This is a genomic window from Nostoc sp. FACHB-888 (genome assembly GCF_014696655.1).
GTDB lineage: Bacteria > Cyanobacteriota > Cyanobacteriia > Cyanobacteriales > Nostocaceae > Nostoc.
The window spans coordinates 134434-157372 of record NZ_JACJQM010000009.1 but is presented as its reverse complement, the minus strand read 5'-3'; the positions used below and the strand labels follow the sequence as shown (position 1 = coordinate 157372).

Sequence of the window (22939 nt, the reverse complement as noted above, 5' to 3'; positions counted from 1 at the left end):
CGGTAGGACTTAATTACGGAATGCGGGCGATTGCTGTTGTCCTAAGTGGGTTTGGCAGAGATGGTGCTTTAGGAGTGATGGCAATCAAAAAGTATGGCGGCATGACGATTGCTCAAGATGAAACTACTTCGGAGTACTTCGATATGCCTTCAGCTGCTATTGACACCGGGAAAGTAGATTTCGTTCTGACTCCAGAGGCGATCGCCAAGAGCTTGAGCAGCCTAATAATGACGGAATTAGTAGCATAAGGGGTAATTTATTAATTAAATAGGCAGTTTTGGCTGCTGTTTGCAGCATTGTGGCTGCAACAAGGCGTAGACGCGTAGCGGCTTGTCGTAAGACATCGCCTTGTTGCAATTTCGCCTCGGCTAATTGAGTTTGACGATACTTCGCTGAGTTCATCAGAAGACAAATTTAACTTAAATTTATATTTAATCAGCAAAAAGGCTTATTGCTTTCTCAAAACTTCATATTCAATAAGCAAAAAGGCACATTGCTTACTCAAAATGGCATTTTACTTTCTCAAACCCCAGTTTGCTTTCTCATTTTAGTGTTTTCCGCAAGCAAAAAGAGATATTGCTTTCTCAAACTCCAGTTTGCTTTCTCATTTTAGTGTTTTCCGCAAGCAAAAAGAGATATTGCTTTCTCAAACCCCAGTTTGCTTTCTCATTTTGGTGTTTTCCGCAAGTAAAAGAAGCTTTTACTTTCTCAAACCCCAGTTTGCTTGTTTATTTAAGTAATTTCCGCATTCATTTTGGTATATCGTTAAGCCGTTAGCTTGCGATGCCTGCGGCGGGCGTAGCCATCGCTTCATTCAGCAAAAATCCTTCAATTGTTGCTTAGTATATAGATTTCATACCTAGACATTAATATTGTCACGTAGTTATATTTAACTTTTCAGCCCAATTACTTTATATTGGAACAATTGAAGTCCCTGCGACACTTGAGAAAGTTAAAATCGATTCGTAATTATACTAATAAATTTATTTATTTTTCTCTAACAACACAGGTATTACCGATTTAACTAACTCCGCAAATGGAAAAACATGGAGTTTTAGGTCGTCAAAGAGCCACCACAGCAGAATATGGGTGTCGATGAGTTAGCTCATTCCCATTGCTAAAGTTCTTCTTCTGGCAGTGGTTCAAAGAAAGCATCGCCGAGTTGTCCTTTCAACAAACCAGGGATGCGCGGTTCGACTTCGCTCACCGCAAGAGGTTGTGTACGTTCTTGACTTAAACCTAACCGAAAGTAGTGAATTAGGTCATAAATTTCTGCTAGCTTGTCTTCAGGGATGTCTTGCAATTCTTGGACAATCTTCTGGAGCAGCATAAGTCAAATTCTTCGCTGGTTGTTAATCAATAAGTTAGGAATATGCGACTACTTTACTTTGTTGCTCAATTGAGCAATAAAATATTTTTTCTCGCTTTGCACCTTGGCGCGAAACTTTCACACCGTTAATCAGCAAAACTGAATTTTTATTATTCCTGTAAAACAGTTTTTGATGCAATTCTAGTCTTCTTGAGGTCTGCTTCCGAAAGTTCTTCACCAGCTTGCAGACGAGTGGCGGAAGTTTGCAACACTGTCGCTGCCCCTTTATCTCCTATTTGTAAGGCGGTTTTAGCAGCTGTTTGTAGCATCGTGGCTGCACCAGTGCGATCGCCTTGTTGCAATTTCGCCTCAGCTAACTGGGTCTGACGATACTTCGCTAATGCTAAAATAGATTGTTGCACCTGGGGATTAGATGTCGCTTGATACGCTCGCACTACATCTGCATACACCGGCATCAAGGGCGAAAGTAAACCTTCTTCGTTAACCAATGGGTCATCATAGCGAATTTGTAGATGAGCGATCGCTTGTTTACCTTCAGGCAATTGTCCCAGATAAATGTTCGCCAAAACTACCCGTTCTACATCCTGCATCAAATCTCCTAAACGGACAGCAAAGCTACCATCCGCTTCGGGTTCCACTGGTAACTCGATTGTGTCTGGGGCAACTTGGGCAATGGGTTTCAGTTCTGCTAGTCGGACATTAGGCACTAGAGATAACAGCAAATAGGCATTAGTTAGCCCAATCGACTGAATTCGTCCAAACAGTCGGCTAAATTGCTCTACAGCTTGTTCAGGGCGTTCAATATGCGCTAAAGTCCCACCACCGACATCGGCAATTTTTTCTAGTAAATCCTGATTCCAGCTATTGCCAAATCCGAAAGTGTTGATAGTTAGGTTCAATTTGGCAGCCTTTTGCGCCAGTTTAAGACAACGCTTGTTGTCATCTCGCCCAATATCCCACTTCCAAACCCGCAAACCGCTTTCACCATGCCCATCCGTCAGCAGAAACGCCTGGGAAACAGCGCCTCTTGTCCCTTTCATCAGTTCTGTAATTCCCAGTTCCAAACCCTCAGCGATCGCAGTGCCGCCGCTAGCAGTCAGTTTGCTTTTTATTTGAGATTTGATGCTTTCGGGGTCTTCGATCGCTTGGTTGGGGATAATGACTTCCGCAGAACCGGAAAAAGCCACAACTGAGATGCGATCGCCTCCTTTTAACCGATCTATTAATCCTTCTACAGCCTGAATCACCGTTTTAATCGGTTGTCCATGCATGGAACCACTTCTATCTAAAATCAAGCAGAGATTAAGGGGTAGATTTTGGTCAAACTCATCAGCGATTGCAAAAATCGTCATTGCTAGTTGACGTTGGCTACAAGTTTTAGCCACATCAACATTATTGTCATTTAACGCCGAGAGCAATTTAACTTTCATCTAAACCTGAGTTTACTGGGGAGGGGTATCTTGCAAAACTGTTTTGGAGACAATTCTGGTTTTCTTGCGATCGCTTTCGGATAAATCTCCACCAGATTGTAGCTGGGTAGCAGAAGTTTGCAACACCGTTGCCGCCCCAGTATCTCCCATTTGCAGCGCAGTTTTAGCAGCCGTTTGTAACATTGTCGCCGCACCAGAGCGATCGCCCTGTTGCAATTTCGTTTCGGCTAGCTGGGTTTGGCGATACTTAGCTAATGCCAAAATAGACTGTTGCACCTGGGGATTCGGATCTGCTTGGTAGTTTTTCACTACATGGGCATAAACTGGGATATTTGGTGTAACTAAACCTACCTTATTGGCGGCTGGGTCATCGTAGCGGACTTGTACATTAGCGATCGCTTGTTCACCTGTTGGCAATTGTCCCAAATAAATATTAGCTAATATCACCCGTTCTGCATCTTTCATTAAATCTCCCAACCGCACAGCAAAACGTCCATCAGCTTCTTGTTGCAGTGGTAACTCAATTGTGTCTGGGGAAACTTGGGCTACAGGTTTGAGTTCCGCTAACCGGACATGGGGCATCAGGGATAATAGCAGATAAGCGTTAGTCAGTCCCACGGTTTGAATGCGGCTGAACAGGCGATTAAACTCATCCACTGCCTGATCGGGTTTTTGAATGTAAGATAAAGTACCTAAACCAGCATCAGCAATTTTTTCTAAAACATCTTGGTTCCAATTGTCACCAAATCCTAAAGTGTTCAAAGTCAAATTATAGCTAGCAGCCAATTGGGCGAATTTTAAACAGCGATTATTGTCACCGTGTTCATTTTCTCCATCAGTTAATAAGAAGGCTTGAGAAACAGTATCTTTTTTTCCCTTTGCCAACTCCTCAATCCCCAAGCGCAATCCTTCATCAATCGCAGTTCCACCATCGGCGGCTAGGCGGTTAATTTGATTTTTGATTTTTTCTGGATCTTCGACACTTTGATTAGGTACTAAGACTTTGGCACGGTGATCGAAAACTACAATACTAAGGCGATCGCCACGGTTGAGCCTATCTACCAGACGATTCGCTGCTTTTTTGACCGTTTCTAGCGATCGCCCATTCATAGACCCACTATGATCGAGAATCAAGCATAAATTCAGAGGCACATTCCGGTCTTGAGTCTCTGCGATCGCTGAAATCGAAATTCCCAACTGACGTTGACTATTCAGTTGATTCGCGTCCAAATTACCATCATTCAAGGCAGGCTGCAAACTAACCTTCATAACTCAAAGTCCTTATTCAGGATATACATATTAATAAATAACTTTAAAGCACCACTTTAGCTCTACGGAAAACCTATCCAACACAAATACATGAATATAATCAGAATATCTTAGAAGCCAAACATTGGCAGATGCGAAGCTGCCTGAAGCATTAGGGAGAAATCCGCACCTTGAGGAGAGCTATCATCGCGCTAGGATGTATTACAGTTAACGGCATAGTTTCAGGCGATCAGTTGCTATGGACATTTCCCCAATTAAGGCTGTTCAAGCCCCATATTACGGCGATAACTTCTACCGGACACCGCCGCCAGATTTACCTTCCCTCTTATTGAAGGAGCGAATTGTCTATCTGGGGATGCCACTGGTGCCTGCTGTCACAGAATTAATCGTGGCCGAGTTGCTGTTTTTGCAGTCCGACGACCCAGAAAAGCCAATTAAAATCTATATCAACTCTACCGGCACTTCCGGTTACAGTGGCGAACCCATTGGCTTTGAAACCGAAGCCTTCGCCATCTACGACACAATGAAATATATCAAGCCTCCTATCCACACCATCTGCGTCGGTTCCGCGATGGGTATGGCAGCAATGCTCCTCAGTGCTGGTACAAAAGGTTGCCGCGCTAGTTTGCCTCACTCCTCGATTATCCTGCATCAGCCTAAGAGCTACGCCCAAGGTCAAGCAACGGATATTCAAATTCGCGCTAGGGAAGTTTTGGTAAATAAAGGGGCGTTAGTTGATATACTGCATCGCACCACTGGACAGGCTCCAGAAAAAATTACTAAAGATATGGATCGGCTGTTATATATGACACCCTATGAAGCAAAGGAATACGGTCTTATTGACCGAGTTTTTGAGAAAGAAGAACTCGCAAATCCTCCACTTCCTGCCAGTGTCCTTTAATTTGTCATTCGTCCTACCCTGCGGGAAGCCGCTAGCGCGTCTATGTCATTCGTCCTTTGTTAATAACCAATGACTAATGACCAATGACCAATGACTAATGACCAATGACCAATGACTAATGACCAATGACCAATGACTAATGACTAATTAAAAACGGAGTAAATTATGCCTATAGGCGTTCCTAAAGTTCCTTACCGGATGCCCGGAGGACAATATACAGATTGGATTAGCATCTACGATCGCCTTTACCGAGAACGGATTATATTCTTGGGGCGAGATGTTGATGATGAAATTGCCAATCAAATTATCGCTGTGATGCTGTATCTGGACTCAGATGATCCAGGTAAAGATATTTATTTATACATTAATTCCCCCGGTGGAATGGTCACTTCTGGCATGGCTATTTTTGACACCATGCAACATATCAAATCAGATGTCGTGACTATTTGCGTCGGTTTAGCGGCTTCAATGGGGTCTTTCCTGCTGGCTGCTGGCACCAAAGGCAAACGGTTAGCATTGCCTCACTCACGGATTATGATTCACCAGCCTTCAGGTGGCACCCGTGGACAAGCAAGCGATATCGAAATTGAAGCTAGAGAGATTCTGCGGATTCGTCACGAACTCAATGGCATTTATGCCGATAAAACCGGTCAGACCATACAAAAGATTGAAAAAGATATGGATCGTGACTTTTTCATGTCTGCCGAAGAAGCAAAACAATACGGTTTAATTGACCGTGTGATTGAAGAACGAACCTCTATAGTAGCAGGGGAGTAGAGAGGCAGGAGGCAGGAGGCAGGGGGCAGAAAAGACCTTGCCCCCTGCTCCCCGCACCTCTGCTTCTTGTCCCCATTCCCCATTCCCTACTCCCTTCCCTAAAGAAACTGTCAACATTGAACTTTAAAATATCAAATTAGCCTTTATTATTAATAGTTCAGGCTGAAAGCTCATAGCTAATAGCCTCTAGCTGGATATTCGATAGCTCATAGCTCAAGATGGATCTTGGAGATTGCTACCGTTTACTAGGTTTAAGATCGGGAGCCTCTTTTGCTGACATCAAATCGTCTTATCGGCGATTGGCACAGCAATATCATCCCGATATCAACCCAGACGACAACAAAGCCAAAGATAAGTTTATTGCGTTGACAGAGGCGTACAAACTCCTACTGACAGTGGTACTGCCAGAGGAAACTGCCATACATTCAAGTCAGGTGTCAACATCTGGTGGGCGTGATGACGCTAGGGCAACGCATAGGCAGAAAACACCAGTAACAACGGTGACAAGCCAAGAACCAGGAAAAGCAAAGCCGCCTAATCTGTTGGAAATAGAAGAACGGCTGAAGTGGAAGACTTATGAGCAATTGCAGCGATTTTTGCAAGAAAGACGATTTCCGCAAGCGATCGCCCTGGCGGAAGCTTTAGCAGATCGTTTATCAACAGATGCAGAAGTTCGCCAATGGCTAGCGATCGCTTATCAAATTTGGGGACGGGCGTTAATTTCTGAAAACCAACTGCTCAAAGCCAGAATTTATCTTAAAAAAGCTCTGAAGACAGACCCCCATAATAAAAGTCTCTGGTACGAAGTGCAGCGAGATTTCCAACGATTAGAACAAATTTTTTAAAGTTTACAAAATTTATCGAGGAAGGCAGGAGGCAGGAAAAAGACCGCCTTCTATCTTCTGCTGGAACCAATCACAATACGCTTGGGTTAAGTGTTGTTGGTGTAAATACTTGGTATTTTAAGACGCGATTTATCGCGTCTCTACATGAGGTTTTTGTTGCTCATTCTGAACTGTATTGGAACCAATCAGGGTGCATAGTTTAAGACCCCCACTTTTGTCTTAGCTTCCTACTCTTTACGAGAGTTCAGGGCTGCCAAATCAGGGGTGGAATCTCTGGATGATTTGTCCCTCCTGCCTCCTGCCCCCTGCCCCCTGCCTCCTAAATAATTACCGCAATCCGTGCAACACTGCTCCTAATGTAGCGATTCCCTCAACAATCTTCTGTGTTGGTTGAAAGCTAAAAGCTAACCTGAAGGCATCATCCCCCTGTCCATTGGCATAGCAGCGAGTCCCTGGCAGAAAACTGATGCCGTGTTCATTGGCAGCCATAAGGAGGGCTTTGGCGCTGATATCTGGTGGCAATTTACACCAAACGAAAAAGCCGCCATCGGGACGCAGAGCAACTACATCACTGGGAAACTCTAAGGCGATCGCTTCTAACAATAAATTGCACTTATGTTTGTAGCAGGCGATTAGCTCCTGAATGTGATTCTCTAACTTGCCTGTGGCACAGTAACGAGCGACTACATGGCTGACAAATGGCCCCACAGGCCCCTCACTTTTGAACATTGCTAGCCGTTCAATAATCGCTGGATCGCCACAAGCCCAGCCTAGCCGGATACCAGGCGCAATAATTTTCGAGAAGGTACTCACATATAAAACCCACCCCTCTTGGTCGAGAGTTGCCAGGGGGGGTATAGTTTCTCCTTGGAAGTGTAAATCGCTATAAGCATCGTCTTCCACCACCAGAACACCATACTCAGCCGCTAATGCTACCAGTTTTTGGCGGCGAAATAACGGCATAGTAACGCCTGTGGGATTATGAAAGGTGGGAATAGTATAAATAAATCGGGGTCGAATACCCTGTTTCTTTAAATCTTTTAATGCCACTTCTAAAGCATCTACATCCATCCCCAACTCATCCACAGGAATAGTAATTATGCGTGCGCCAGCGTGGACAAATCTAGCAACTACTCCTAAAAAGGTTGGCCCTTCCACAATTACTACATCACCAGGTTCCACAAACACATCTGGTAGCAAACCGAGAATCTGACCAGAACCATAGCCAATGATCAGGCGATCGCGATCGGCAGTGATTCCTTTAGCCTGCAAACGGAGGATAATTTGCTCATACAGTTGAGCTGAAGGTGGGCCGTAATTGAGGGCGATCGGAGCCTCTTCTGCCAGCACAATGGCACTTGCAGCAGCCAAGTCAGCATGAGGAAAAAGAATTGGGTCAGCTAGACCATAGGCAAAGCTGACAGTGAGAATTTTGCTTAACTCTGTACCGTAGGTTGGTGGTGCGATGTTTTTTGCTCGTTCGGCGAACAAATCAGTAATTCGGTAAGTAGGGGTGGTAGAAACCATAAGTAGTTCAAAATTGGGAGTCAGAATACGGAATACACAAGAAGACAATTGGCGAAAAGTTTAGATCAGAGGAAGCTTCTGATCTAAACTTTTCACTAGAGTGGGGTCTTAAACTTTCGCTAGTCGCCTAGAATTCATGATGGATTCTGGTGCTGACGGATGTATTCTTTTTTATAACATCATGACAATTATCGTGAATATTGACTGATAGAACGGGATTACTACAGTGAAATTAATTAAGTTCAAGTGGCAGCAGCTAATTCTAAGCTTAGGCTCTTTGCTACTGATTATTGCCTGTAAAAGTTTCTATCCCACCAATAATCTAGATGCTATATCTCTTAGGGTGGCGACAGATCCCACTTTTGTCCCTTTTGAAATCCAAAGGGCTAGCAGTAACTTGGAAGGTTTTGATATTGATTTGATGAATGCGATTGCTAAAGTAGCAGGTTTTGCAGTCCAGTTTGAAAGTCTGCCCTTTGATGGCATGATCTCGACCTTGCAAGCTAAAAGAGTCGATGCAGCAATTAGCGGAATCACCATTACTGCTGAACGCTTGAAAACAATTGCTTTTTCACGACCTTATTTTAAAGCCGGACTAGCAATCGCTGTCCACGAAGATAACCAAAATATTAAAGACTTCAATAGTCTCAAAGGTAAAAAAATTGCTGTACAAATTGGTTCAACTGGGGCAAATTTTGCCGAAACCATCCCTAACGCCAAAATTAGTACTTTTAATTCTGGGCCAGAATTTTTCCAAGACTTACTCAACGGCAATGTTGATGCTGTGGTTAGCGATGCTTTTGCTACTTTATATGCAATTAAAAATGGCAAACTCAAAGGTATCAGAGTTGTTGCCGATCTGCTTACTGAAGAATACTACGGGATTGCTACACCTAAGGACTCTCCCCATCTGGATGCAATTAACAAAGCTATAGCGACTTTGTTATCCAATGGCACTTACAAGCAAATTTATCAAAAATGGTTTCATGCTGAACCTCCGCAATTGCCAGACTCTTGGCATGGGGCAAGAGGACTTTGAGACAAGGGGAAAGAGTTGTTTCAAGTTCTCACCTCTTGTCCCCCTGTCTCCTCTACTCCCCATTTATAAGGAATTGGATACCAATATATTAAATATTTATTTAATATACGTCACAATTAATACTGCCACCAAAATTCATTGATAAACTACAATCTCTTATAAGTCTACTGTAGTCAGGGACAGCCAATTGTGGCACCTTGGATTTAGTGGCTAGAAGCACCTTGGAACGGGAATAAAGGAACTTCCACTATGCTGATTTGCCCTCAGTGTAAATTTGAAAACCCCAATAGCAACAAATTTTGCCAAAGCTGTGGCACATCCCTGACTCACAAGGTTTGTCCTGAATGCAGTACCGATGATGTACCTGTGAATGCACTACGTTGTCATAACTGTGGCACGGAATGTGGAACAGTGTTTTGGGCAATTATTGTTAAGGAAACGAATGGAAATTTGGGAGTAGAGAAAGATGAAGGAAATGTGGGAGTAGAGGGAGATGAGGAAGCAATATCCTCCTTTCCTTTATCTCCTAGTTCTCAGATTGCATTAGGCTCCTATTTAGACTCCCAAGAGCGTTATCAATTATTAGATCCACTACCTACCCAAACGGAAACTGACACCATTACTGATGTAGGTGTGAGAGTTCTAGACTGTCAGCCGTATCAAATATCACCCATTGAGGCAATACTAGCAAGTCAGCAATCAGATTTGCTAACGCCATCAGTGGAAGCAAGTGGAATTCCTCACCTTGCTAAACTTTATATTGCCTTAGAATCCCAAGGTCATCGGGTGATACCGGCGATTCACGATACATGGCAGCAGGGGGATATGCAGGTTGTCATCATCGAGAATCGCTCACATTGGCAGCCTTTACTCGAACTGTGGCAACTAGAAAGGACAAGTTCGTTAAAAATTTTACACTGGTGTTATGAAATGACCCAACTTTGGGCATTATTGGAACCAGTAAATTGTCGTCAAAGCCTGTTAGATTTGGCAAATTTGCGATTGGATGAAGACCAAACGCTGGCGCTACAAAGATTATATGTGGAACCATCGAATTCTCAACTTGTCACCGAGTCGCCAGAAGATGCCCAAGCCCAAACATCTGCTATTCCAGAGGAACCGTTAACCATTCAAGCTTTGGGGCGGGTTTGGCAAGCGCTATTTAGGCAATCTCAACGAACTCAATTTGGCTCTGTAGTGCAGATGTTGGGGGATTTAGAGGTAGGTAAAATTCAGACGATCGCACAGTTGCGATCGTGCTTGGAGGAAATCTCTGTTGAACTGGAAGCACTAGGAACCGCAACTTCGCCCCCAATCAAGGAGAATAATACTACTGTGCCCACTACTATCCTGCAATCAGATGAGCCAGAAGATATGATCAGCAAAACTGATGATATGCCAACTGTTGTACTGGCGATGCAGTTAAGTAGCTTAGAAGATGCAGGACGCACAGATGTGGGGCGTCAGCGTCATCGTAACGAAGACTACTTTGGTATTGAAACCAAAATTGAGAAGTTGGAGTTCCCTAAAAGTCGAGTTTTGCAAGGGCATGGTTTGTATATTCTCTGTGATGGTATGGGTGGACACGCTGGTGGCGAGATCGCCAGTGAGTTAGCAGTCAACACCCTACGGCAATACTTTCAAGAACATTGGATTACCAACCAACTGCCAACAGAAGATAGCATTCGTGAGGCAGTGTATTTAGCGAATGAGGCGATTTATAAGCTAAATCAACAAGATGCCCGTTCTGGAGTGGGGCGCATGGGTACAACTTTAGTAATGCTATTAATTGAAGATACTCAAGCAGCAGTTGCTCATGTGGGAGATAGCCGTCTCTATCGGTTAACGCGCAAGCGGGGGCTAGAACAAGTCACAGTAGATCACGAAGTTGGGCAACGGGAAATTAACCGAGGTGTGGAAGCAAGCATAGCTTACGCCCGCCCGGATGCCTACCAACTCACCCAAGCTTTGGGGCCTCGTGACGAAAACTCGATTAATCCCGATGTAGGCTTTTTCGATATCAATGAAGATACTCTTCTGTTGTTGGCATCAGACGGTCTATCAGATAATGATTTACTAGAAACCCATTGGCAGACTCACTTAGAACCCTTACTTAGTTCTGGCGCTAACTTAGAACGGGGTGTTACAGAGTTAATTGATTTGGCGAACCAACACAATGGTCATGACAACATTACTGGTATACTTATTCGGGCAAAAGTGCGCCCAAATCTGGAAAGTTAAAAATAAATCGGGAGTGGGGAATGGGGAAGATAAGGGAGATGAGGGAGAAAAAAGCAATGCCCCATGCCCAATGCCCCATGCCCAATATCCAATACCCAATATCCAATACCCAGTCCCCAGTCCCCTTACCTTATAGGTTGTGTCGTGGTTAGTCTGACCCTGTTAGAACCGCAACAGAAAACGCCCCTCCACCAGTGGTGCTTTGAGAACTCTTCCATAATCCGCATTGGTCGAGCGGCAGATAATCACGTTGTTTTAACTGATAGTTTAGTTTCGCGGCATCATCTAGAACTAAGACAAGTAGATTCTGCTGATAATGGCGGTGGTTGGCGGCTGATTAGTCAGGGTACTAATGGGACTTTCCTCAACGGTGTCCTTGTGATTCAGAGTCCATTACCAGATAATTCCCTTTTGCAACTGGCACAGGGAGGCCCAATACTGCAATTCCAAATTCAGGAGGTAACAGTACTGGAAATTAGTGTGCGATCGCAACAACAAATCCAAGAAACAGAAGAAAATGCTGTTGCAACACTCCAGTCAGCCCAAGGTAGATACACTTGCACCCATGAAGGCAATTCCCCAAATAATCTATTCTGCATCCACTGCGGCCAACCTCTCTCAGTGCAACAGAAAATTCGCCATTATCAAGTGTTGCAAACTCTTGGACAAGGAGGTATGGGTACTACTTATCTGGCTTGGGATGCGGCTGGCTTGATTGCGGGTATGCCACAACTGCTGGTGTTGAAGCAAATGAATGCTGATATGGTAAGAATTGCCAAAGCTCAAGAATTATTTGAGCGTGAGGCGCATACTCTCAAATCTCTTAACCATCCGGGAATTCCCAAGTATTACGACTTCTTTGTAGAAGACGGAAAAAAATACTTGGCAATGGAACTAATTCACGGACAAGATTTAGAGAAACGTGTTTATACTACTGGGCCAGTTACACCAAATCAAGCGATCGCTTGGATGATCCAAACCTGCGATATTTTAGAATATCTTCATAGCCAAGAGCCTCCACTGATTCACCGCGATATTAAACCCGCTAACCTGATGGTGCGAAGTTCTTTAAATGGCATAGTAGTGCTAGATTTTGGCGCAGTTAAAGAAATTGGCACAGTCCCCGGTACTCGGATTGGTGCAGAAGGTTATTGCGCTCCTGAACAAGAACGAGGACAACCTTTGACTCAATCTGATTTGTATGCAATTGGGCCAACGCTGATTTTTTTGCTCACAGGCGAAAACCCGTTCAAGTATTACCGCCAAAGGGGGCGAAACTTCAGGTTTGATGTGGCAAAAGTTCCCACGATTAGTTCCCAATTAAGAGATGTGATTGATCGCGTTACAGAACCATTGCCACGCGATCGCTATCAAACGGCGAAGGAATTAGCTGCGGCGTTAGCTGGTTGCCAACTTTAGGGAGTGGGGAGTGGGGAGTGGGGAGTTAAGAGTTAGAATTCTTCCCCTATTCCCTATTCCCTATTCCCTACTCTTCATCCCAAGTTTCTACAGCTAGCAATTCACTAACTGGGTCTTGCATACTAAAGCCAAAGTCAAGCAGTTCCTGTTTCCAGTGCTGCCATTCATTACCGTAGAGCAAAGCGATTTTCCAGATGCTATCGCTTGGCTTGATAATATTCGATTCTATGAGTGATTGCACATTGCGCTGCAATTTCACCATTGGGTGAATCACTTGCTGAGTCATAACCTCGATTGAATTCAGATTTTGTTGGTAAATACTTGATTAAAACTGCTTCCCATTCTGCAATTGTTGCTGGATCGTAGAGTGGTGTAATTTTTGGTAAAGCTAGTCTTAACTTTTTAACTATACCATAACAAACTCTACTAAATTACTGGTAAATCCAGTTTTGTACGGTAATTACCACCACAAAACTCCAATTTCACCAAGCAGTCCTTAAACTTTTTGCAGAAGCCGGGCAGAGGTTGAGGGGGAAGAGGTGAAGGAATAAGGGATGCTTTTGTTTCCCCTTTTCTTTTTACTCTTAACTTTTACCCTTTCTCCACTAGAGTGCAACAGTACCCTTTGTCATAGATATATTGTAGACACCGAGCGGAATAATTAGCCGTCTGGGAAGTTGCACTAAGAAGTCTGACTAAGGACAAGTAGGAAAATTTTATTTGTTTTAATCACAAAAAATATGTGTGCTTGTTGAAGAACGCATAGAATACGGGCTAGTTTGAAAGCTTTTGACTAACAGGTAAATTTGCAATTGAGTAGAAATATCTACTCTTTCTTTTTATTTAAACGATATTTACAATATCGCAAACATCTAACTTTAGGCTGAATAATCGCAAATCTTTATATAATCTTAATTTTTTGCCCAGTGAATAAGATCTGGAGAGCGATCGCATGGCAAAATTGTCAGTACAGCATAAGCTCACCTTGATACTCCCCACCGCATGGGCGGATGGGGATTCTTAAGAAATCCAGAACCGGATTCTTAAAGGCGCTATCAAATCGCCGCTACTGATTCTACTCAGGTCTAGCCCAAGCTTCACCGCTACTTTTCTTAAAATATTCGCTGCACCGTTGGCATCAGCATTTATTTTTGTACCATTTGCACAAGCGTACAAGCCACGCTTAACTCGCTTACCAGACTCTTGCCACCCTTCAGGTTTTTCGCCGAATATAGGTAGCAAGTCAGAGTCTAAAAAACTCGCTTTACTTGTGTAGCTTTCTTCAGTTTCCTCAAACCTTAGCCCGTACTGTTGGCAGAGTTGAGCGATTCTATCTTTCAACCTAGCAGTAGGAATCTGAACAAACTTTTGATTAGTCTTGCTACCAAGATTGATGTTTTGGCGCTGACCTTCATTCCACCCAAAAACGATTGTTCCTATTTTGTTTTCAAGGCAGTGATTCAATATCAGTCGAGCAGCTTTATTGACGGCATCTCTGACTTGTCTATTTCGCTTTTCGGTGATGAGAGCTAACTGCTTAGACCAAAAACCTTGTGGTTGATTTTCTTTAAGAACAGACACTCGTTTGTTATACCATTGATTCAAACTCTTGAGGTGTAAACCATCGACAATCAAAGATGTACCGACATTGCTAACACAAGTTAGCCAATTATTAAGCCCTGGATCTATACCAATGGCTTTGTTAAAATCTAGATCAGATTTAACGGTTGACAGTTTGTAAACAAGCTCTAAATAGAATTCACCATTTCTAGGAAGAATTCGATACTCTCTAATTTGCTTGTGGTCAAGATTCGATGGCATAGGCAAGTAAAATTCTGCTAGTCCAAACCATGTTTTAACCTTGCTACCCAATGGGAATCGCAGACCTTCAGGCTTTAGTTTTATAGCTTGAGCCGGATATGTTACCAAGCTTAACCCGCCATCTCGATAACCTGGAAGTTTAGGTTTTTGCGTTACAGTACCATTTTTTATTCCTTTAAGTAGTCCCACAAATGATTTGAATGACTCTGCTACACTCATTAAGCATTGTTGGGCTGCTTGAGAGTACATTGCTGCAAAATGAATATTATCAGCAAGTTGATTATTTAAATCAAATTTGCTAGGGATTCTACCCGTTTTAAAGTAAAGTTGTCGGGCATAGTACGTTCCGCAATTAGAGAGTTTTGTTGCTTCACCACACAGAAACTCTAAGATTGCCTTTAGATCATTATCAGGATTTAATAGTATTTGTTGGCAACCATACGGCATGAGTCGAATTGCTTGAACATATTACTGTAAAAACTATACCATAGATTTTGAGGCTGACTCGAAGTGAATAGAAATAGTCTAAGAAAAGGAGCGCACGTAGTTTTTGACATCCATTTACACATGGTTTTATAACCAAGTTTCGTAGGTTAGTTTTCACAGAAGCTATGCTTGCAGATATGGAGCCTATTTTTGTGCGCGTATTGACCGCTAATCAGTGCGTCCTTGAGGAATTTAATGGAGAGCCTGATCATGTGCATTTACTTGTCAATTTACATCCAGATAACAATATTTCTGATTTAATGGCTTCGCTTAAATCTGCAACGAGCAGGATTTTAAGACAACAATACAAATCAGAAATAGGTAAGTTTTACTGGGGTGAAAAAGTTAAACTATGGCACGATTCTAAATGTGTAGTCTCATGCGGTGGAGCGCCACTAGAAATAGTCAAGGCTTATATTAAAGAACAGTCAGGCGGAAAAGAATGATTGTCTACTTCGCTCCGCTCCGCAGACCACTATCCATCCCCTGAGCTATAGACGGATGGGATTTTCCGCGAATTCTGATAAACTTCTCTCCTCCTCGGAGTCAGCTTTTAAAGTTTGTGTAAAAAATTTCCAGTTTAAGATGTTAGTTTCTATTGGGCGGATGGGTAACCTCATAACGGGAGGGTTGCTGACACCTAAGCATTTATAGCAGCAATAATTGATACATGGCTGGTTCAGGGGAAGAATACCTAATCGCCCGCAAAAAGCAGATTGGGCGGCGACAAAAGATTTTAACGATAGTGTCGATGTTCTCGTTTTTTGGCTCTACGGTATTTGCAGTCATTCCAGCAATTCAACAGGCTAGCCAACCTAAGCCAGCAATTGCGTCTCCCTCTGCTGAGTCAGTATTACAGCAACAGGCGCGGGGTTATGAACTGGTTTTGCAACGGGAACCAGAAAACCAACTTGCTTTAGAGAAACTGTCTTTGCTGCGGTTGCAATTGAAAGATGCTAAAGGTGCTATGGAACTTTTGGAGAAGCTGGTGAAGTTGCACCCCGAACGGCAAGATTACAAAGTTGTATTAGAGCAGGTTAAGAAGCAATAGGGAAAGAGCGCTCATTAAGTGATTAATTAGTTTGTTTATTAAGACTAAGATTAAATTATTTCAGATATCGACTGAATATTAAAGGCTGATTATGCTACACAAAACCGCAATAATTGAAACAGATAAAATTGGACAAGATATATTTATAGGACACTACTCAGTTATTTCTGCTGGAGCTATTCTAGGCAACAATGTGATTATTCATCCTCATGTTGTTATAGAAGCAGGAGTAATAATCGGTGACAATGTAGAAATTTTCCCAGGTGCTTATTTAGGCAAGCGACCTAAAGGAACGGGTACAGTTTCCAGAAAAATCGACTATGAAGAAAAGCTGATTATTGGTGATAACTGTGTAATTGGACCAAATACAGTAATCTATTATGATATTTGTATTGGTAATAATACCTTAATTTGTGAGAACACTTCAATTAGAGAGAAGGTTACAATCGGCAATTTTTGTCTTATTAGTAGAAATGTAACTATAAATTACAACACCAATATTGGTAATCATACTAAAATCATGGATCTTACCCATATTACAGGTAATTGTGAAATTGGTAATGATGTATTTATTAGCGTGCTAGTTAGCACTACAAATGATCGAGCTATAGGAAAACTAGATTACGACGAAGATCGTGTTAGAGGACCAAAAATTAGTGATGGAGTAGCTATTGGTGCGGGAGCAAATATCTTACCAGGAGTAACTATTGGTGAAAAATCTGTTGTTGCGGCTGCATCCGTTGTGAGCAAAGATGTTCCTGCTGGTAAAATGGTCGCAGGTAATCCAGCACGAGTTATCAAAGATATCAGCAATAACGAGTAAGCTGGTTAACTTTATTCATATTTGAATACGATGTTAAAACTAAAAGCTATTTTGCTTGATGACTTATGATGGCATCTATTTAGTGTATCTTCAATTTGTTGAAAATAGCAAATCAATGTATTACATAAGTATTAAATATTTTCAAATGCTTAATATTGCGATAATTTGCTATGGACTGATACATATCAATTTAAAAATCTTTTAAAATAATTAACCTCTCATCATGAGTATTGAACAGTGTCGTATTATTCATCTACCAAAAGTACAAGATCCGCGAGGAAATTTAACATTTATAGAAGGTAATAAGCATGTTCCTTTTGATCTCAAGAGAGTTTATTATCTCTACGATGTTCCTGGAGGCGCAGAAAGAGGCGGCCATGCTCATAAAGAATTACAGCAATTAATCATTGCTATGTCTGGTAGTTTTGATGTGATTTTAGATGATGGACATGGCAAATGGCGTTTTCCTCTAAATCGCTCTTACTACGGTCTTTATATCAGCTCTATGGTTTGGCGAGAACTAGATAATTTCTCTTCAGGCTCTGTTTGTATGGTTCTAGCATCCACCTATTACGAAGAATCTGACTACTATCGCGATTATGATGAATTTATTAAAGCTGTAAAGAGCATAGACAATGGAAGTTCCATTTCTTGATTTAAAAGCTCCTTATCTGGAGCTAAAAGAAGAACTTGATGCAGCTTATCAGCGCGTCATGGAGTCTGGCTGGTATATTCTTGGTCAGGAAGTGGCAGCTTTTGAAGAAGAGTTTGCAGTTTACTGTGAAACTAAATATTGCGTTGGAGTTGGCATCTTTTTGTAGTCAGTTATCCTCAAAGAGATAAATTAAAATGCTACTTAAATAGTGCGGAAGTTAGTACTTTAATTCACTATCCTATTGCGCCTCATTTATCAGATGCTTATGCAGAAGAGTTAGTAACCAATTGGCAAATAAATAGTTATCCAATTACACAAACGATATCTAGCCAAATACTTAGTTTACCGATTGGTCCTCATCTGCATAAAACAGAAGTACAAAAAGTTGTTAAAATTTTGCTGGAGGTATTTAAATATGACATTATCTAATCCTTTAATTAGCGTAACTATGACTACCTATAACCATGAAAAATATATAGGTGAAGCCATAGAAAGTGTTCTTACTCAAACATATAAAAATTTTGAGTTAGTTATTGTTAATGATGGTTCTAACGATAAGACTGATGACATCATAAAACAATTTAGAGATGAGCGTATAACTTATATTTATCAGGAGAATCAAGGGACAAGTAGTGCAATCAATCGAGCTATATTAGATTCTAGAGGAAAGTATGTTGCTCTTATGTCTGGAGATGATATTTGTTATCCTCATAGACTAGAAACACAATATAACTATTTAGTTACATCTCAAAAAAAAGCTGTTTTTTCATGGGTAGATTTTATCGATGAAAATAGCCATATAATAACTGATAGTCATTTTGCAAAAAACTTATTTAATTATCCTAATAAAACAAAGAGCGAAATACTAAGACATTTCTTTTTTAATGGTAATTATATTAATGCTGTAACTGGTTTTATATGTAGAGAATTAATTTTAGATGCTGGACTATTTAATTTAGCATCTATTCAGTTGCAAGATTTTGAAATGTGGCTGAAGCTATTGAAAAAACATAACTTATTTATTTTAAATAATAAACTTATTAAGTATAGAATCAGAGCCGATAATGCTAACCTCAGTAGCATATCTAATCAAGCTCGTTCAAATTTTGAACTTTGTCAAATACATAGAAATATCTTTAATGATGTTAGTATTGAAATATTCAAGGAGGCATTTTCAAATCACATTAAAAAACCAGACTTTAACACTGAAATTGAATACAATCTAGAAAAAGCTTTTATATATTTGCTGCATAATTTACATTTTATCCAATGTATTGGAGTAGAAAAACTGTTTGAACTACTGCAAGATCAAGATGTACTAGATGTTGCCAAGCAAAAATATGATTTTGGGCTAATTGAATTATATCAATTAACTAAAGATTTAGATGCTACTAATTTTGTATTATTACATCAACTAAAAGATAAAATCTCAGCTAAAAACGGTGAAATAGCTCACTTAAAATCTTTATTTAGGCAAAGTTTTCTCGAAGCTAAAGTAGATGAAAGCAAAGAAGATAAAGAGCCTCAAGAAGAACAGCTTAACTTATCTGATGCTGTAACTTATAAAATAACATCGATAAAAAAGCCTCAACCTCTAGTTACTATTTGTATTCCTACTTATAATGGTGAAGTTTTTATTGCAGAATCAATTGCCAGTGCTTTATGGCAGACATATCCAAACATAGAAATAATCTTATCTGATGATAATTCTACTGACAGAACAGTTGAGATTGCTAAATTATTAGAAAAAAAATCATCTTTTGAATTTTTAATTCTTGAACATGCTCAGTATGGACTATCCCAAAATTGGAATTTTTGTATTTCTCAAGCTAAAGGAAAATATATAAAATTTTTATTTCAAGATGATTTACTAGAGCCAACTGCTATTGAAGAAATGGTTAATTTGGCTGAACAAGATGGAGAGATAGGTTTAGTTTTTTCGCCGCGAACACTCTTCAATAATACTGGTCATACTGTTTATGATTCAAACTTTTTAATGCATCACGAGGCTAAGGATGTACACAAAAGTTGGTCAAGATTAAAGCTGATTCAATCAGGACAGCAACTTTTGCTAGATCCAAATATACTTGATAATCCAATTAATAAGATTGGAGAGCCAAGCACAGTTCTCATTAGAAAAGATGTTTTTGAAAAAGTTGGATTATTTAATTCTGAGTTTTGTCAACTTGTAGATTTAGAAATGTGGCTCAGAATTATGAGCCAATACAAAATTGGTTTTGTTAATAAAGTTTTATCTCAATTTAGGATACATCCACAACAACAAACTCGTCGAAATGTTGCTTTAAAGGATGCTATTTTATTAGATTATCAAAAGCTATTTAAGACAATTTACAGTGATACACGATATCCTCAAGCAACGAGGCAACAAGCTCTTTATAGATATGCAACTTTGAGTGAACAAAATGCAGAGTTGCATCAGTTACGAAAACAACTAGCAGAAGAATGTTTGAATATTTCAGATGAGCAGATAACAGATATGTATCTAGGTCTGTTAGGTAAAACACATAAGATGTTAGTGAATAGTAGCATCAAATATGAAAGTCTGACTGATGAAGAACAGATTTTTGTTAATAATATCGTTAAAATCATATCTCAAGGTTTTGATCAGCCAAAGGCAATTCAGCATTTACTAGCAGCTATGCTGTATCGGCGCGCTGACCAGTTACCGTTACAGCACGACCTCTCTCGCATACCCCGTTGGTTACTTAAGGACTATTTACAATTCCTATTTTCTTCGCCACTCCACTTTCAAGAAGTAGGCGATGCAGATAATTATTATTACTATATGCAGGGGTGGATTAATTACTTACACACATCGATATTAAAAAATTCTGATTCTCAGTTGTGGAATGAAATAGTTAATAACTTTGCTTCAATTGCTAATTTTGTTCCCTTATATTTTAATGAGCATAATCTTAAAGATATCTATGTTAAACGTGGAGAGATTATAGAGTTTCTACTGAAGCTTAAGGGTTATGAGGTAGATTACGAGTTTGCTGATAGGCCTACAACTAGAAAAAAAATTCGGTTGGGTGTCCTAGCTGCATATTTTATACCTGGCTCTGAAACATTTGCTTACCTTCCTGTTTATGAGTATATCAGTCGAGACTTTGAAGTAATTTTATACTCTCTTAATCAAACTGGTCATCAACTAGAGCAATATTGCCAAAGCTGTGCAAACTCTTTTAAACTACTACCACAAGATTTAACAGAACAGGTAAATATTATTCGTGCTGATAATATCGATATATTGTTCATTGCTACGAATGTGACGTTAATAACGAATCAAATCTGCCTCTTATCAATGCATAGGTTAGCTAGAATACAAGTCACAAGTGGCGGATCTGTGGTAACAACAGGAATGCGGCATATTGATTATTACATCTCTGGTACACTAACCGATCCATCGGCAACGGCAGAGCAGCAATATCAAGAAAAGTTGGTGAAACTAGAAGGAAGTGCTCATTGCTTTAGTTATGGTAATGAAGAAGACAAAGTAATTGTAAAAAGTGAGCGACAAAGTTTAGGTATTGCTGACGATGCTGTTATTTTCATCTCTGCCGCTAACTACTTCAAAATTATCCCTGAACTGATTGATACGTGGGCAAAAGTTATTTTTGGTGTACCAAAATCTGTTTTAGTACTTCTGCCATTTGGGCCAAATTGGTCAACCGCTTATCCTAAAAAAGCTTTTGTGAATCACTTGAATAAAGTATTTTTAAAGCATGGAATAACAGCAGACCGATTAATAGTCTTAGATCCTCAGCCCGTACCAAATCGACAAGATGTTAAAGCATACTTCAGTATTGCCGATGTTTATCTAGATTCTTTTCCCTTTGCTGGAACAACTTCTTTGATAGAACCACTACAAGTTAATTTACCAGTAATTGCTAGGCAGGGAAATAGCTTCCGTTCAGCAATGGGAGCAGCAATGATCCAAACATTGAATATACCTGATTTAGTTGCGGATAGTGGAGAGTCTTATATACAGTTAGCGATCGCACTCGGAACTGATCCTGAATTACGCCAACAAAAGAGCGCCCAAATCAAAGAAAAAATGCAAAATAATCCTAGTTTTCTTGATAGTCGCTCTTACTCAACTAAAATAGGCAACCTCTTCCAAGAACTATTTAGTAAATATCTTGCAGATACTCTGAGTCAAAATTTCCGCTTAGGAGATATCAACCTAATTATTTTCCCAGACTGGTCACAGCCAGAAGACTTATTATATCAAGATTTAGCAAGTGCCATTTCTACCCTCACTACTCACCCAGATAAAAGTCATATAACTCTTCTCATAGATACTCAAAATATTTCTGATGAGGAAGCCGATATACTCTTATCTTCTTTGACCATGAATTTGCTCATGGAAGATGATATAGATATAACTGAGGGGCCAGAAATTTCTCTACTAGGTAAGTTAAGTGATGCACAATGGAAAACTCTTTTGCCTAGAATTAATACTCGAATTGCTTTAACAACAGATAATGAATCTGCGATCGCACAAGCAAAAGCAGAAACACTTCCATCTTGCGATGTAGATAGCTTGATCGCATCCAAGTTAGAGATAATGCCTGCTTTCTAATAAATGGTCTAACCCACTGCATATTCTGTAAACTTCCTCATGAAAGGAGACTGAAATCCTAACACAATATCTTCTTTAGGAACTCCCATGCTAACCAAAATTTCTGCAATATCTTCTTCTGTACCATTCCACTGAAGCCAAATTTTTCCACCCTTAATATCAATGTGGAGGATACAACTATGTACCCAATCTTGACCCTCCCAGCCTACATGGACTACTTGGTAATGGTCACGTTCTATATCAAAAATATTCTCAACATCTATATTACTGCCAGAGGGTTTTTCCTCACTATAACCCTGTAATATCTGTTGTATAATCTGCCGATACTGAGCTAGTTTATCCATTTAAAAATCACCTCTTGCTCTACATCATAAATAATCATTTTGACTTGATTCTCTTCAATCATCGCTTGGGGAAAATCAAGTTGAAAAAATGTTTTGTAAGTTGTTAAAGGTACTGTTAAATACAAAACACGCTCTGGCTGTCGTCGCCTTAATGCGCCTCTATAGTTAATAAACTGTCCCAATGCTGTATGAAATTCTGAGATTGCAGAAGATTTCTCTAAAAAACTTTTGACTTCAACAGCAATTTTTTCTCCCTCACGTTCTGCCGCAATGAGTTTTTCAGCAGCTAAATCAATAGAGGCATTCACACCACCTACGCTAATTGAGAGTGGGTCATGAGCCAATACGGTTCGGTTTAGGTGCATAGTCCTTAAA

General features: G+C 40.5%; 22 protein-coding genes. 14 read left to right on the top strand and 8 right to left on the bottom strand.

What is annotated here, in order from left to right; translation table 11 throughout:
* The coding region (locus tag H6G26_RS08540; RefSeq protein ID WP_277883779.1) for a chemotaxis protein CheB at window positions 1-248 on the top strand (248 nt) is incomplete at its 5' end.
* Between the two features lie 869 nt (window positions 249-1117).
* On the opposite strand, the gene H6G26_RS08535 is transcribed toward H6G26_RS08540, so the two are convergent.
* The 3 genes from H6G26_RS08535 to H6G26_RS08525 form a co-directional block, all read right to left on the bottom strand.
* Window positions 1118-1330 carry a hypothetical protein gene (locus tag H6G26_RS08535; protein WP_190728834.1) on the bottom strand — a complete coding sequence of 71 codons (213 nt, stop codon included), beginning with the start codon at window positions 1328-1330 and terminating at the stop codon, window positions 1118-1120.
* 149 nt (window positions 1331-1479) lie between these two features.
* On the bottom strand, window positions 1480-2760 hold the full coding sequence (locus tag H6G26_RS08530; protein ID WP_190728833.1) for a VWA domain-containing protein: 1281 nt from the start codon (window positions 2758-2760) through the stop codon (window positions 1480-1482).
* Between the two features lie 12 nt (window positions 2761-2772).
* On the bottom strand, window positions 2773-4029 hold the full coding sequence (locus H6G26_RS08525) for a VWA domain-containing protein (protein WP_190728832.1): 1257 nt from the start codon (window positions 4027-4029) through the stop codon (window positions 2773-2775).
* A gap of 238 nt (window positions 4030-4267) precedes the next feature.
* On the opposite strand from H6G26_RS08525, the gene H6G26_RS08520 reads away from it, so the two are divergent.
* The 3 genes from H6G26_RS08520 (at window position 4268) to H6G26_RS08510 (ending at window position 6552) form a co-directional block, all read left to right on the top strand.
* Window positions 4268-4930 carry an ATP-dependent Clp protease proteolytic subunit gene (locus tag H6G26_RS08520; RefSeq protein ID WP_190728831.1) on the top strand — a complete coding sequence of 221 codons (663 nt, stop codon included), beginning with the start codon at window positions 4268-4270 and terminating at the stop codon, window positions 4928-4930.
* Between the two features lie 165 nt (window positions 4931-5095).
* Window positions 5096-5707: an ATP-dependent Clp protease proteolytic subunit gene (locus H6G26_RS08515; RefSeq protein ID WP_190728830.1), complete on the top strand. Its 612-nt coding sequence runs from the start codon at window positions 5096-5098 to the stop codon at window positions 5705-5707.
* Between the two features lie 218 nt (window positions 5708-5925).
* Complete coding sequence (locus H6G26_RS08510; RefSeq protein WP_190728829.1) at window positions 5926-6552, top strand: J domain-containing protein; 627 nt, start codon at window positions 5926-5928, stop codon at window positions 6550-6552.
* Between the two features lie 327 nt (window positions 6553-6879).
* Here the strand turns inward: H6G26_RS08510 and H6G26_RS08505 are convergent, their stop codons facing one another.
* Complete coding sequence (locus tag H6G26_RS08505) at window positions 6880-8079, bottom strand: PLP-dependent aminotransferase family protein (protein ID WP_190728828.1); 1200 nt, start codon at window positions 8077-8079, stop codon at window positions 6880-6882.
* A 226-nt stretch (window positions 8080-8305) separates the two neighbouring features.
* Here H6G26_RS08505 and H6G26_RS08500 point away from each other — a divergent pair, with 226 nt between their 5' ends.
* The 3 genes from H6G26_RS08500 (at window position 8306) to H6G26_RS08490 (ending at window position 12778) form a co-directional block, all read left to right on the top strand.
* The gene (locus tag H6G26_RS08500; RefSeq protein ID WP_190728827.1) at window positions 8306-9118 is read left to right on the top strand and encodes a transporter substrate-binding domain-containing protein; all 813 of its coding nucleotides are present in this window, start codon (window positions 8306-8308) and stop codon (window positions 9116-9118) included.
* Between the two features lie 249 nt (window positions 9119-9367).
* On the top strand, window positions 9368-11359 hold the full coding sequence (locus H6G26_RS08495) for a serine/threonine phosphatase (RefSeq protein WP_190728826.1): 1992 nt from the start codon (window positions 9368-9370) through the stop codon (window positions 11357-11359).
* A 144-nt stretch (window positions 11360-11503) separates the two neighbouring features.
* The gene (locus H6G26_RS08490) at window positions 11504-12778 is read left to right on the top strand and encodes a protein kinase (RefSeq protein ID WP_190728842.1); all 1275 of its coding nucleotides are present in this window, start codon (window positions 11504-11506) and stop codon (window positions 12776-12778) included.
* A 67-nt stretch (window positions 12779-12845) separates the two neighbouring features.
* Here H6G26_RS08490 and H6G26_RS08485 read toward each other — a convergent pair whose 3' ends face one another.
* Together H6G26_RS08485 and H6G26_RS08480 are read right to left on the bottom strand one after the other, a co-directional pair.
* Entirely contained in the window at window positions 12846-13064 is a 219-nt protein-coding gene (locus H6G26_RS08485) for a DUF4327 family protein (protein ID WP_012407469.1), read from the bottom strand.
* A gap of 734 nt (window positions 13065-13798) precedes the next feature.
* The gene (locus H6G26_RS08480; protein ID WP_190728825.1) at window positions 13799-15046 is read right to left on the bottom strand and encodes an RNA-guided endonuclease TnpB family protein; all 1248 of its coding nucleotides are present in this window, start codon (window positions 15044-15046) and stop codon (window positions 13799-13801) included.
* 164 nt (window positions 15047-15210) lie between these two features.
* Between H6G26_RS08480 and tnpA the strand changes: the two genes are divergently transcribed.
* The 7 genes from tnpA (at window position 15211) to H6G26_RS08445 (ending at window position 22220) form a co-directional block, all read left to right on the top strand.
* Window positions 15211-15531, top strand: coding sequence for an IS200/IS605 family transposase (tnpA, locus tag H6G26_RS08475; RefSeq protein ID WP_347242444.1), 321 nt, complete (start codon window positions 15211-15213; stop codon window positions 15529-15531).
* A 224-nt stretch (window positions 15532-15755) separates the two neighbouring features.
* Window positions 15756-16136: a tetratricopeptide repeat protein gene (locus H6G26_RS08470; protein WP_190728824.1), complete on the top strand. Its 381-nt coding sequence runs from the start codon at window positions 15756-15758 to the stop codon at window positions 16134-16136.
* A gap of 91 nt (window positions 16137-16227) precedes the next feature.
* Window positions 16228-16959, top strand: a complete 732-nt coding sequence (locus H6G26_RS43720) for an N-acetyltransferase (protein WP_190728823.1) — start codon at window positions 16228-16230, stop codon at window positions 16957-16959.
* Window positions 16960-17182: 223 nt separating this feature from the next.
* On the top strand, window positions 17183-17614 hold the full coding sequence (locus tag H6G26_RS08460) for an FdtA/QdtA family cupin domain-containing protein (RefSeq protein WP_190728822.1): 432 nt from the start codon (window positions 17183-17185) through the stop codon (window positions 17612-17614).
* Window positions 17595-17780, top strand: a complete 186-nt coding sequence (locus tag H6G26_RS08455; RefSeq protein WP_190728821.1) for a DegT/DnrJ/EryC1/StrS family aminotransferase — start codon at window positions 17595-17597, stop codon at window positions 17778-17780. Before H6G26_RS08460 ends, H6G26_RS08455 begins: the two co-directional genes overlap by 20 nt.
* Complete coding sequence (locus H6G26_RS08450) at window positions 17753-18043, top strand: DegT/DnrJ/EryC1/StrS family aminotransferase (RefSeq protein ID WP_190728820.1); 291 nt, start codon at window positions 17753-17755, stop codon at window positions 18041-18043. The genes H6G26_RS08455 and H6G26_RS08450 overlap by 28 nt, the downstream gene beginning before the upstream one ends.
* Window positions 18030-22220, top strand: a complete 4191-nt coding sequence (locus H6G26_RS08445) for a glycosyltransferase (protein ID WP_242053640.1) — start codon at window positions 18030-18032, stop codon at window positions 22218-22220. Before H6G26_RS08450 ends, H6G26_RS08445 begins: the two co-directional genes overlap by 14 nt.
* Before the next feature lie 8 nt (window positions 22221-22228).
* Here the strand turns inward: H6G26_RS08445 and H6G26_RS08440 are convergent, their stop codons facing one another.
* Entirely contained in the window at window positions 22229-22564 is a 336-nt protein-coding gene (locus tag H6G26_RS08440) for a XisI protein (RefSeq protein ID WP_190728819.1), read from the bottom strand.
* Entirely contained in the window at window positions 22552-22929 is a 378-nt protein-coding gene (locus tag H6G26_RS08435; RefSeq protein WP_190728818.1) for a XisH family protein, read from the bottom strand. The genes H6G26_RS08440 and H6G26_RS08435 overlap by 13 nt, the downstream gene beginning before the upstream one ends.
* Window positions 22930-22939 lie beyond the last annotated feature (10 nt).

Excerpts from the sequence above, each read along its gene's own strand:
- H6G26_RS08495 (WP_190728826.1), top strand. The coding sequence starts at position 9,368 with ATGCTGATTTGCCCTCAGTGTAAATTTGAAAACCCCAATAGCAACAAA.
- H6G26_RS08440 (WP_190728819.1), bottom strand. The coding sequence starts at position 22,564 with ATGGATAAACTAGCTCAGTATCGGCAGATTATACAACAGATATTACAG.
- tnpA (WP_347242444.1), top strand. The coding sequence starts at position 15,211 with ATGCTTGCAGATATGGAGCCTATTTTTGTGCGCGTATTGACCGCTAAT.
- H6G26_RS08480 (WP_190728825.1), bottom strand. The coding sequence starts at position 15,046 with ATGCCGTATGGTTGCCAACAAATACTATTAAATCCTGATAATGATCTA.
- H6G26_RS08435 (WP_190728818.1), bottom strand. The coding sequence starts at position 22,929 with ATGCACCTAAACCGAACCGTATTGGCTCATGACCCACTCTCAATTAGC.
- H6G26_RS08460 (WP_190728822.1), top strand. The coding sequence starts at position 17,183 with ATGAGTATTGAACAGTGTCGTATTATTCATCTACCAAAAGTACAAGAT.
- H6G26_RS08510 (WP_190728829.1), top strand. The coding sequence starts at position 5,926 with ATGGATCTTGGAGATTGCTACCGTTTACTAGGTTTAAGATCGGGAGCC.
- H6G26_RS43720 (WP_190728823.1), top strand. The coding sequence starts at position 16,228 with ATGCTACACAAAACCGCAATAATTGAAACAGATAAAATTGGACAAGAT.
- H6G26_RS08445 (WP_242053640.1), top strand. The coding sequence starts at position 18,030 with ATGACATTATCTAATCCTTTAATTAGCGTAACTATGACTACCTATAAC.
- H6G26_RS08530 (WP_190728833.1), bottom strand. The coding sequence starts at position 2,760 with ATGAAAGTTAAATTGCTCTCGGCGTTAAATGACAATAATGTTGATGTG.
- H6G26_RS08485 (WP_012407469.1), bottom strand. The coding sequence starts at position 13,064 with ATGACTCAGCAAGTGATTCACCCAATGGTGAAATTGCAGCGCAATGTG.
- H6G26_RS08515 (WP_190728830.1), top strand. The coding sequence starts at position 5,096 with ATGCCTATAGGCGTTCCTAAAGTTCCTTACCGGATGCCCGGAGGACAA.
- H6G26_RS08470 (WP_190728824.1), top strand. The coding sequence starts at position 15,756 with ATGGCTGGTTCAGGGGAAGAATACCTAATCGCCCGCAAAAAGCAGATT.
- H6G26_RS08455 (WP_190728821.1), top strand. The coding sequence starts at position 17,595 with ATGGAAGTTCCATTTCTTGATTTAAAAGCTCCTTATCTGGAGCTAAAA.
- H6G26_RS08535 (WP_190728834.1), bottom strand. The coding sequence starts at position 1,330 with ATGCTGCTCCAGAAGATTGTCCAAGAATTGCAAGACATCCCTGAAGAC.
- H6G26_RS08520 (WP_190728831.1), top strand. The coding sequence starts at position 4,268 with ATGGACATTTCCCCAATTAAGGCTGTTCAAGCCCCATATTACGGCGAT.
- H6G26_RS08505 (WP_190728828.1), bottom strand. The coding sequence starts at position 8,079 with ATGGTTTCTACCACCCCTACTTACCGAATTACTGATTTGTTCGCCGAA.
- H6G26_RS08525 (WP_190728832.1), bottom strand. The coding sequence starts at position 4,029 with ATGAAGGTTAGTTTGCAGCCTGCCTTGAATGATGGTAATTTGGACGCG.